Origin of the sequence: Vibrio sp. V43_P6S15P86 (assembly GCF_009904725.1) — a bacterium.
Classification (GTDB): Bacteria; Pseudomonadota; Gammaproteobacteria; order Enterobacterales; family Vibrionaceae; genus Vibrio; species Vibrio diabolicus.
Genome location: NZ_WXWT01000201.1, coordinates 1 through 11,801 on the forward strand (window position 1 = coordinate 1; position 11,801 = coordinate 11,801).

The following is an 11,801-nucleotide window of genomic DNA, read 5'->3' on the forward strand; positions in this document are numbered from 1 at the left end:
CTCAACTATCCACTCATGTCCCTCACTTAATCTTCCTCATCAATACGACCAGAAGTTGGAAATTGAGCGTTCTCATCCGCAGGAAAGACCATTATAGCCATTGAGAATTGGTCAAAATCACTATTTAATGGGAATAAATTCATATAAACTGATTGCTTATTCATATCAAGGAAGAGATCTATGTCACACATACACGATACTATTGTTGCGTTGCAACACAGTAGCCCGGCTCAAAAAGAGTTTTACCAAGCCGTAGAAGAAGTATTAACTTCTCTCGCTCCAGTCATAGAAAGCAATAATAAATATAAAGAACAAGCGATTATCCAAAGAATCGTAGAACCAGAACGTCAAATCATGTTTCGAGTTCCTTGGGTCGATGACGCAGGGAATGTGCAAGTAAACAAAGGCTACCGCGTCGAGTTTAACTCCGCGTTAGGTCCATACAAAGGCGGACTGAGGTTCCATCATTCAGTGAACGCGAGCATCATAAAGTTCCTCGGCTTTGAACAGATTTTTAAAAACGCGCTTACTGGCCTTCCAATTGGTGGCGGAAAAGGCGGTTCAAACTTCGATCCTAAAGGAAAATCTGACGGTGAAATCATGCGATTTTGCCAATCATTTATGAACGAGTTATACCGCCACATTGGCCCTTCTACCGATGTTCCTGCTGGCGATATCGGCGTCGGTGCGCGTGAGATTGGTTATATGTTTGGTCAATATAAGCGATTGACGGGACGCTACGAAGGAGTACTTACAGGCAAGAGCCTTCTTTGGGGGGGCTCACTTGTTAGGAAAGAAGCAACGGGATATGGAACCGTATATTTTGCGGAATGCATGCTCAATGACCGTAATGATTCACTCAAAGGCAAAACTTGCCTCGTTTCTGGCGCAGGTAACGTCGCTATCTATGCAATTGAAAAGCTATACCACATGGGAGCAACCCCAGTAACATGCAGCGATTCTAGAGGCACGATTTATCATGAGCACGGTATTGACCTGCAGCTCCTCAAGCAACTTAAAGAAGTGAAAAGAGCAAGTTTAGAAGAGTATTTAGACACTTACCCTGAAGCAGAGTATACGCCGTTGGGTGACTATCCTAATGAAGGGCATGCTGTATGGCGATATCAAGCTGACGCCGCATTCCCTTGCGCGACCCAAAATGAACTGACGTCAAACGATGCTCTTGCTCTTATCGATAATGGGTGTGTTTTGATTAGTGAAGGAGCAAACATGCCAACCACTCGTGATGCGGCCAATATCATCGTGGATTCCGAAATGGCTTATGGGCCAGCGAAAGCAGCCAATGCTGGCGGCGTTGCAACCAGTCAGCTTGAAATGGCACAAAATGCCAGCATGCAAAACTGGACCTTTGAGCAAGTCGATAGCCAGTTACAGACCATCATGAAAAACATCTTTATTAATGCAAACGAAACCAGTCGAGAGTTTGGTCAGCCTGGTAATTTAGTTTTAGGCGCAAACATTGCCGGCTTTAGAAGAGTCGCTGATGCGATGATCGAGCAAGGCATAGTTTAGTTCACAATAGCCAGCAGCCGGACTGCTGGCTTAACACTATTCGGCGATACACTGCGCTTTGACAAAGAGCTTCATTTAATCCGCAATAAGCGTCGTCACTTCAGTTTTAACCGAATTGGCGATAAAACAATTCTCATGAGCCATGTGGTGCATTTTTTCTAATTGAGATCGTGTCGGTTGTTCATCACCAGCAAATGTTATCTTAGGGTTTAGTGTTACCTTAGACACCCATTCTTTTCCATTTTCACCTTTTGTCAGCTCTCCTACTGCTTCATCTAGGTAGCGATCCACAACGTAACGTCGTTTCGCCGCAATAGAGAGAAAAACAAGCATGTGACAACTGGAAAGTGCCGCAACAAATGCTTCTTCCGGATCAACGTTTTCTTCTACAGATAGTGGCAACGGCACTACGTGTGGAGATGGTGACGCAGGGACTTGTAACCCTCCATCAAACTTCCAAATGTGCGCGCGACTATACTGGTTATCACTGAACACTTCGTCAGCTTCGCGATGCCATTCGATTAAAGCGAAATGCTTACTCATTCTAACTCCCTGATTTTCTCATTGACCAATCAACACATCCATTCACGTCATAGTAAACCACAACGAAACAAGGTAAGGAACGTATGAACTCAGAGAGGTTACAAAATTTGTTGAGGATCGACGTTTTTCTTCTGTATGTCATCCAGAAGTCGATTAGCCTGATGGATGTTAACTTGTAATCGGTTGATTAGCATCTGTAACCGCTCAATTTCAGGAGTTTGCTTCGCTTTGAGCGTGTTTTCTAGCGCCTCCGTTTGTCCAGCTAAAATCGGCAAACCAAGGTTCAATGCCATACCTTTTGTTTTATGCAACGTGTCTTCTAGAGACGCGAAATCTTCAGCCATAAAATAATCAATAAGTTCATCAACCGATGATTCAAAATCGACAATAATACTTTTTAGTAGCTCATCTATCGCTTCCGGCGCTTCTTGCAAAGAAATGAGCATCTCTGAACTGGATAACTCTTCTTCTGTCAGCCGTAGCTTCTCTATTGGCTTGCGCTGCAACTGGAGAACGTTGTTATCATTCGTTAATGGTAAATTCTCTTTTGGTTCGAGCCTCGTCGCAAACTGTTTAAGAGCGTCCGAAAAGCTCTCTTGCTGTAGCGGTTTTGTAAGCACATGATCCGCTCCGGCTTCAATAAAGCTATCATGCGCCTCACGAAATACATCTGCCGTATACGCAAAGAGTAATGTTTTGATACCTAACTCTTGTCGAATCACACGCGTCGCTTCAACACCATTCATCTCAGGCATGTGATTGTCCATCAGAATCAGGTCATATTCGTTATCTCTCGCCTTTTTAACCGCCACCAATCCGTTTTCAGCAACATCCACTTCATGTCCCAACTTTTCGCAAAACCCTTTCGCCACAATGGCGTTCACTCGGTTATCTTCAGCAAGCAATATCTGCAAATTGTGTGTTTTCTTGCGCGTTTTTGGTGGCTCTTGTGCCTTTGGAAGTTCGCATTCAACCCAAGGAATGGGCAGTTCGACGATGAATTGACTTCCGACGCCCTCCACACTTTTCAATGTAATCTTGCCATCCATCAAGCCAGTTAATTTTTTAACTATTGCCAAACCAAGCCCTGTGCCTCCAAATTTTCGGGTAGTTGAAGAATCGGCTTGCTCAAACGAATTGAAAACATGTTCTTGCTTGTCTAGCGCAATACCAATACCAGTATCGCTCACAATCATCACCAAGCACTGATTTACCTTATCAAGTTCCGTTCTGATTAACACATGCCCTTCACTGGTAAACTTCACCGCGTTGCCAGCAAGATTAAACAAAATCTGTCGTAAACGTGCGCAGTCTCCGGTAAATTCAATGTATTCAGGCACTTCATTTTCCACGATCAATTCGATATTTTTTTCATCGATGAGCGGTTTTATTGCGCTACACACAGGAGAAATGACTTGGTCTAAATTGAACTTAGCCTGCTCAAATTCCAGTTTGTTTTCTTCAACTTTAGAGAAATCCAAAATATCGTTAAGAATCGTCATCAAGTGTTGGCCAGAATCAAGAATGACTTTCACGTACTCTTTAGTCGTCGGCTCTTTGGTTTCCTCTGCAATCATTTGAGAAAGGCCCAATACACCATTCATCGGCGTTCTTAATTCGTGACTCATTGCGGCGAGAAAACTTGATTTGGCTTTTGCTGCTCGCTCGGCTTTATTTCGCGCCTCCTCGATTTCGAGGTTTAATTGTTTCAAGTTGTACATTCGATATTGCGACTGATACAAGAATGCACTGACTAACAACATCACGGCAATAAAAACAAACAACCAAGTAAAACGCGCTTCACTTTGGGCAATATTGAGCAGCCGATGCTCCGCATCCTCGATAAAAACAAAGTATCCATGATCAAGCAGTTCATTCGTGAGTAGTTCTATCCTTTTATCGCTCGCTTGAAGCCGATCTAAGAAATTGGCTTCACTTTCACTCTCAACTACGTTTTGTGTCAAAAGCAGTTGGTTGAGAAACTCAAAATAGTGATGCCCACTCAACGTCTTTCCGGTATCGGTAGAAATATCTTGCTGATATAAGTTGAATAGCATTAATAACGCGTATTGATTCTCCACCTGAACGCCAATCAACATATCGAGTTTCAGCGTTGTATCAAGCACACGGTTTTTGAATAGATTGAGCGTATCCTCAACTTTTTTATGATTGGGCGTCACAGGGAACCAAACTGACTCCCTTGATGAATTTAGCAATTTCTCAGCTGCGACTTCTATATCCACTAAAGATGTCGTCAGTTCATAGTTCTTCCTATCTTCAACCGCATATCGATTCACGATAACATCGCGCTCTTCAATCAACTTGTGCCCAATATCCGTCAACTCCGCGTGGAATTCTTGTGCACTTTTTGAATTCACATGTGACATGTACGCCAATACACAACACGTCAGTATGGCAATAAAAAAGCAGAGATTAACCAGTTTGAATTTACTCATTTTCCAACACCTCTAAAATCACGGGTCTGGGTGCTGTCAAGGACTGTAAGAACGCTTCAATATCAGCGACACTTTCATCGCTCATCGTAATTCCGAGCTGCGTTTTCGCCATGATCTGTATCGCCTCAGATAACTGGTCAACTCGTCCGTTATGAAAATAAGGGCTTGTTAGGGCGACATTACGTAAACTGGCGACTCTAAAATAGAATTGTTCTTCACTTTCCGTCGTAATCAGGTGCCGTCCCGAATCCTCTACTACTGGCTTATCTTTGAAATAGGCGAACCTTTGTATCATCGCTCCGCCAATATTTTTGCCCTGATGACACTGTACGCAACCTGAAGACTGAAATGTTTTCCACCCCCTAATTTGCTGCTCACTGAGGACATGGGTGTAACCCAGTAAGTAGGCATCGAATGGTGCACCTGGAGTTTGGAGCCCTTCGACAAACTCCACAATGGCGGACTTAATATTATTAATATTAATCGGTAGCTCACCATCACGACTAAATAGCGCTTGATAACGTTCGCTTCCTTTCACGTACTGCTCTATTGTTTGCCAGTTTGAGTCCATTTCTATTGGATTGTGGATTGGCCCATCAATCTGAGCCATCAAAGTGTTTTCGGTACCATCCCATAAAAAACGATAATTTAACGCTGCATTAAACACTGTGATGGAATTTCGAGTTCCATCACCTTTCACTCCTGTAGAGACGGGGGTATTTTCAGCGCCATTGGTTTGCAAGTTGTGGCACGTCGCACAACTGATGCTACCGTTTGAAGATAGCTGAGGATCACGAAAGAGATGCCAGCCAATTCTCGCCAGCTTAATATCTACGACAGGGTCACCTTCTATCGGCTGAACTAACGAAATATCACCTAGCACCTTAGCATTTCTTGCGATTGTTGCTTGGCTCAAAATGAGTGCCACAACAACTAATGTGATTATGCTGAATTGCCTCATCAACTGCATACCTTACACTTGCCATTAGTATGAAGTTAGTTGCATTTTTAGGTTTTTTCCATTAATGGAAAACGGTTACCAGAGCTGCACGCGGAGGGACTTTTATTTAAAGCTCAGATAAGGAGCAAATGACGAAGGCGAGTAACGAAGAATTGACTCGCTTCGTGGAGTTATGTGTGCATATTGAATTCTAGATTTAGCTTATAGAAGCCAGCAACCTTTGAACCCAAGTAATCTCACCATAGGAGATGAGATCGAAGATAGTAAAAAAAATGGCACAGATAATGGCCAGTTTGACCAAGCGTTGAACAATAAACATCATAATTACCCATCATTTTTTCGCAGTTTACTATTACAAAAGAAGTTTAGATACAGAAGAAAAGCACTAGTTAGACTAATAGACTGTTTTATAAAAAGATTTATACCTTTACTAGCTGCACGATTAAACCGTAATTTGAATGCGCGGTACGTTATTGAGCATTTTAATTGCAAACACGAAAATCCAGTAATTAGAGCAAGCGTTTCACTTACCATATCAGCTCAGCAAATCCTTCATTTTATCTCTATAACTTGAATCTATATCAACAATTTCTGTTAGAACATGTCGTTCACTTTCAGTGAATTAACATCTATAACTATTTTTTAATGAAAACACTTCGCTTGTTTAACTTGAATCTTCGCTATAAAACCGCCTTATACTTTTCATTAGGACTGCTGGGCATGGTCATCAGCTTCCTTTTTATTAGCCGTTATTTTTTCCTGTATAGCTTAGATGAGCTCGAAGACATGGAAATTAACCATGCGAATCAGCAAGCACTCGCTGTCATCGACATGATGGTGAGCCAGCAAGAAAGCGCCTCATACGACTGGGCGTACTGGGACGAAACGTACGATCTGTTTGTTGATCGTGATATTGCGAAATATACCGAGCGAAACCTTTACACAGAGAGCATTGATGCGTTAAACCTCGATATGATGGCGTTTATCACGACTAATGGACAAACACTGCTCTCCTTAACTCGTGAGGATAACCCCGACACTTCTTCAGAACTCACCGCTAAAATGGCGAACCAACCTATTCTTCAAGATTACATCAAGTCCATGAATCACAAGCTTGATATCCATAGAGAGAGCATCTCAGGGTTGTTTAAAATCAACGATACTATTTGGGGTCTTAGCCTCAGCCCAGTTAGAAACAGTGAAGGCGACCGCCCTTCTAACGGATGGATGCTTTGGGGAAGAAACCTATCTTTGCGCTTTCCTGGAGACTTTAAATCCATTTTAACTGCGGAAAACTCATTAGAGACGCAGATGGTAAGTGGATCAGACAGTAGTGAGATGCGGGATATAGAGAAGACCTCGCGGTCAATCACAAAATGGGCCTCACTCTCTGATTTATCTGGTGAACCGATCGCATGGCTAAAAACGAAAACACAGCGAGAGCATTATGCGAAAGGTAATACGCTATTCATGTACCTGTTTGCAACGGTTGGCGTTGTGGCATCAATCATCGCTGCGGGTACCTACATCACGTTTAAAAATAAGGTCGCCACTCGCTTTAATCATTTTGCTGAAGGAATAAGCGAAATCGCCTCTCAATACCAGCTTGAAGGCTTGCATTCTGTAAAAGTAGACGAATTAGAGTTAGCGACAAAACTGGTACAAAAGCTCTCTGAAAATACATCGTTAACCCAACTGCAATTGAAAGACTCGATGGAAAAGTTTGGTGCTCTGTACCATAGCTCCTCACTAGGCATGCTAATTGTTATCGATCGTAAAATAGTCGATGTCAACCAACGAGCGTTAGATCTGTTGAGCTACAGCAAATCGCAATTGATAGATCGTCCTCTAGACACATTGTGCCCATCGGAGGACGATGAATGTCGAGTTGACGCAATGTTCAGAGAGCTGAAAAACGGTAAAACACAATTCGAAGCTCAAGTGCTCGATAGCAATACCGAAGAAATCGACTGTTTGATAGAAGCCACGCTCATTCAACATCATGGTCAGAGTGCACTGATGTTGTTGCTTCAGGATATGAGAGAGACAAAACAGCAAGCAGAAATGATCCAAAAGCTCACCGACTTTGATCCGGTATCCGGTTTCTGTAATCGTCCTGTCATTCTCAATGCACTGCACGAGCTCGTAGAGACACGGCCAAACCATTTTTCGTTTGTGTACATTAACAGTAAGACTCTCAAGCAAATTGCAGGGGTATACGGTCACCTCATTTTTGATGAAGTGATTCAATACATCGCATCCGCAATACGCGAGCAATTAGGGGCATTCCAAATAGGCCGAATTAGTGAGCATGAATTTATCGTTTTGATTCCAGATATCGAGCATCACCAAAAAGCGATAGATGCTACCAATCGATTACTGAATCATTTGTCACATAAGGTCCAGCTCTCCGGGATCATGATGTCTTTAGACAGTAAAGCGGTGATGATGGACCTAAACATAACTCACCAATCTGTCGAGCATTTGCTGCTTGCAGCACGTTTCTCATCACAATCCGCTAAGGGTCGTCACTCTCACGAAGTATTAGTCATTGATGAAGAACTATCAGAGCAAGCGGAAACGTCTATGGTGATCAATCGCGATTTAGAAAATGCCATTAGACAAGATGCGATTAAACCGTTTTTCCAGCCTATCGTGGATGCTAAAACCACTGAAGTCATTAGCTTCGAAGCACTTGCTCGTTGGCAACATCCAACATTAGGGATGATTTCACCAGAAGTATTTATTCCGATGGCAGAACAAGGAAAACTTATCGTCGAATTGGGAGAGTCCATTCTCAAACAATCGTGCGAATTTATCAGTCGGCTCAATGGAGTTCGTCATGCGCAAGGTCTGTCGATGTTAAGCGTGCATGTGAACTTAAGCGCGCAGCACTTTTATCATTCAGGACTGATGCCCTACCTAAAAAAAGTGATGGCTCAATACAACCTCTCTGCGGGCCAGCTTGTGCTTGAAATTACCGAAAGTATGTTGATGGGCGGAGAAATAGAATCAATCCAAAGCATTCAAGACATCAAGCGACTTGGTGTTGGACTCGCTTTGGATGATTTTGGTACTGGATACGCATCATTCAGTAGCGTATGTAATTTTCCATTGGATATTGTGAAGCTGGATAAATCTTATATCGACGAGATTGAAACCAATGACAGAGCAAAAACACTGGTAAGAAACATTGCTAACATGTCTCAAGAACTAGGGTTAACTATTGTCGCCGAAGGTGTTGAAACCGCGAGCCAAGTACGCAAGCTTAAAGTTTGGAATATTGATGAGTTGCAAGGGTTTTACTTCCACAAACCGATGCCTGCCGAGCAAGCACTCGTTCAATTTTCTCGCCACGTAAACAGTTAGTCTCTCTCCTCTAAAACACATTAGGAAGGCAAAGTGATTACCGTCACTTTGCCTTTTTGTTGAGCCTCTTCACACCAGACGCCCCACGATTCGTGACTACCGATATTCATATCAAGGCCCGTAGCCTCAGATATGCCATGATAAATGCTGATATGACTAATTCGAGTGATCAATTACTTATTTGCACTAGTATTACTGCGTATATACTTGAATTAGGTTTTCAAAAAGTCCCTGTGACCGCACAAGGAGGACTGCATGAAACGACTATGGATATGGGTCTTACCTTTACTATTGTTTGCTAGTCAAGCACTGGCCAATACTGTCTGGATTGTTCCCGTCAAAGGCGCTATCGGTCCTGCTACCAGCGACTATTTGTCTCGTGAGATAGAAGAGGCACAACTCAACGGTGTCAGTTTAGTGATCTTAGAGATGGACACTCCTGGCGGCTTAGACAGCGCAATGAGAGATATTATTCACGCGATTACCACCTCCTCCACTCCAATTGCGACTTGGGTTGGCCCGTCAGGATCTAGAGCGGCTAGCGCAGGGACATATATTTTACTCGCCAGCCACGTTGCCGCCATGGCTGAAGCCACCAACCTTGGCGCGGCAACACCCGTCGCGTTAGGTGGAGCCCCTCAGCCCCCTTCATCGGATGATGGCAAAGATCAAAGCGCGGAAGAAGCGTCAGAAGGAACCAACGAAAGTTCAGAGAAAGTTCCTGCGAAAACCGCGATGGAGAAAAAGGTAATTAATGATGCTAGAGCCTATATTAAAGGCTTAGCAAAGCTTCATGGCCGAAATGCAGAGTGGGCAGAGAAAGCAGTGAGCGAAGCAGCGAGTTTGGACGCCACAGAGGCATTGGAATTAAACGTTATTGATTATATAGCCAACTCACCAGAGGATTTAGTCAAAGCCATTGATGGACAAACTGTTAAAGTTAACAATCGCGATGTGACATTGTCACTGAAAAATCCCGTATGGATTGAAAGAACACCCGATTGGCGAGCAGAAATGCTAGCCGTTATCACAAACCCAAACGTCGCCTACATCCTGATGCTCATTGGTATCTACGGTTTGCTTCTTGAGTTTTACAACCCAGGCATTGGCTTACCCGGCGTGTTGGGTGGTATTTGTTTGCTCCTCGCCATGTATGCATTACAAATGATGCCTGTGAACTACGCTGGGCTTGGTCTGCTGTTACTCGGAATTGCACTGATGATCGCAGAAGCATTCAGTCCGAGCTTTGGCATTTTGGGCTTAGGTGGCGTTGTCGCCTTTGTGCTCGGTTCCATATTCCTCATGGACAGTGAGTTGCCAGGGTTTCAGATCGCCCTTCCTTTAATTTTCGGTATTTCTATCTTTTCTGTCGCGCTGATCGTGTTGACGGTCGGCCTGCTGCTCAAAATACGACGACGACGTGTGACAACAGGTTTAGAAACTTACCCAGGGAAAATCGCTGTTGTGAGCGATGACTTTATCGATGGCGAAGGGCGCGTTCAACTTGACGGTGCGCTATGGAGAGCCAAAACCAAAGACCATCAACAACTCAAACAAGGTGATCATGTCACCATTGTGAATGTGAAAGGGCTGACCTTAACCGTGATGCCTGGTGACCGCCAAAATAAATAGGAGGCGCTTTATGATGCTCTATACTGTTGCGGTGATCGTGGTGCTGTTGTTCGCACTTGCGACCCAAATGTTTAAGGTTTTGAGAGAGTATGAACGTGGGGTTGTATTCTTTCTTGGTCGCTTTCAAGAAGTAAAAGGCCCTGGCTTAATCATTCTTATCCCATTTATCCAACAAATGGTACGGGTGGATTTACGTACTGTCGTTTTGGATGTGCCGACACAAGACTTGATAACCAAAGATAACGTGTCTGTACGCGTCAATGCGGTTGTTTATTTCCGCGTAGTCGATCCTCAAATGGCAATTAACAACATTGAAAGTTACAGCGATGCCACCAGTCAGTTAGCGCAAACCACGCTGCGATCAGTATTAGGTCAACATGAACTGGATGAATTACTATCAGAGCGCGAGCGTCTCAATAAGGATTTACAATCCATCCTCGATCAACAGACTGATGACTGGGGCATCAAGATTGCCACGGTTGAAGTCAAACATGTTGATTTAAATGACAGCATGGTCAGAGCGCTAGCGCGTCAGGCTGAGGCAGAACGTAACCGTCGTGCGAAAATCATTCACGCTACCGGTGAGTTAGAAGCTTCTAATAAATTAAAAGAGGCAGCTCAAATGCTCAACGAAGCGCCGAATGCGCTGCAATTGCGTTACATGCAGACACTCACGGAAATCACGACAGACAAAACATCGACTATTATCTTCCCTATGCCGATCAACCTTGTCGAAGCCGTCAGTGATATCGCCGAAGCGGTAAAAAAGAATAAAGAGACACAAGACAAATAAAAGCCATACTCAAGGAAGTAAGCTGTTTACACGTTACTTCCTTGCTTTAACTTGCTTGTTTTCGAAGAGCATTTAGTTTCTCTTTTAGTGCTTGGAGCACTCCCGCTTCATTACCGACAAACCTGTGTTAAAACAAGCTCTCCACGCAGTTTCGACATCATCGTCGTATTCAAAATCACACTCTTGAACCGTTTCGATAAGGCTTTCAAACCAAACATCAATATCCTGTGGTTCAATGCCAATATCGGAACTCGCATGCTTCTTACCATATTTCTCCACCATCTTGTGCGCCTCGTTAGAGGTATCGGCCATCATAAAAAACACGATAGATCCTCTAAGCATTCGCACCTGTTGGTGCATGTCGACACCATCAAACTTTTGTCTAAAGCTTGTACTTTTTGACCATAAATTCTTGTAAAACAAGTCGAAAAAGCCTTGGTTCGCGATACAACGTTCATAACTATCGTTGAAAACTTGAATCACGTTCATGTTGCTCTCCATTACTCTCTTAATA

8 protein-coding genes are annotated in these 11,801 nt (G+C 43.5%); 4 read left to right on the forward strand and 4 right to left on the reverse strand.

All coding sequences use genetic code 11. The annotated features are described in order from the left end of the window. Window positions 1-180: 180 nt before the first annotated feature. Complete coding sequence (gdhA, locus tag CAG69_RS08725) at window positions 181-1,533, forward strand: NADP-specific glutamate dehydrogenase (protein ID WP_161443771.1); 1,353 nt, start codon at window positions 181-183, stop codon at window positions 1,531-1,533. A 75-nt stretch (window positions 1,534-1,608) separates the two neighbouring features. Here gdhA and CAG69_RS08730 read toward each other — a convergent pair whose 3' ends face one another. From CAG69_RS08730 to CAG69_RS08740, 3 genes are all read right to left on the reverse strand, one after another. Next, on the reverse strand, window positions 1,609-2,076 hold the full coding sequence (locus CAG69_RS08730; RefSeq protein WP_161443773.1) for an OsmC family protein: 468 nt from the start codon (window positions 2,074-2,076) through the stop codon (window positions 1,609-1,611). 98 nt (window positions 2,077-2,174) lie between these two features. Then, a complete protein-coding gene (locus CAG69_RS08735) occupies window positions 2,175-4,532 on the reverse strand; it encodes an ATP-binding protein (RefSeq protein WP_161443775.1) in 2,358 nt (785 codons plus the stop codon). Beyond that, window positions 4,525-5,493 carry a cytochrome-c peroxidase gene (locus tag CAG69_RS08740; protein WP_167394253.1) on the reverse strand — a complete coding sequence of 323 codons (969 nt, stop codon included), beginning with the start codon at window positions 5,491-5,493 and terminating at the stop codon, window positions 4,525-4,527. Before CAG69_RS08740 ends, CAG69_RS08735 begins: the two co-directional genes overlap by 8 nt. Window positions 5,494-6,138: 645 nt before the next feature. On the opposite strand from CAG69_RS08740, the gene CAG69_RS08745 reads away from it, so the two are divergent. The 3 genes from CAG69_RS08745 (at window position 6,139) to CAG69_RS08755 (ending at window position 11,287) form a co-directional block, all read left to right on the forward strand. Further along, window positions 6,139-8,862 (forward strand): EAL domain-containing protein, encoded by a 2,724-nt coding sequence (locus tag CAG69_RS08745; RefSeq protein ID WP_202600729.1) that lies wholly within the window; start codon window positions 6,139-6,141, stop codon window positions 8,860-8,862. 255 nt (window positions 8,863-9,117) lie between these two features. Beyond that, window positions 9,118-10,494, forward strand: coding sequence for an NfeD family protein (locus tag CAG69_RS08750; protein ID WP_161443779.1), 1,377 nt, complete (start codon window positions 9,118-9,120; stop codon window positions 10,492-10,494). 10 nt (window positions 10,495-10,504) lie between these two features. After that, window positions 10,505-11,287, forward strand: a complete 783-nt coding sequence (locus CAG69_RS08755) for a slipin family protein (RefSeq protein ID WP_005373196.1) — start codon at window positions 10,505-10,507, stop codon at window positions 11,285-11,287. Window positions 11,288-11,371: 84 nt separating this feature from the next. On the opposite strand, the gene CAG69_RS08760 is transcribed toward CAG69_RS08755, so the two are convergent. Continuing rightward, on the reverse strand, window positions 11,372-11,776 hold the full coding sequence (locus CAG69_RS08760; protein WP_005392547.1) for a globin: 405 nt from the start codon (window positions 11,774-11,776) through the stop codon (window positions 11,372-11,374). Window positions 11,777-11,801: the final 25 nt, after the last annotated feature.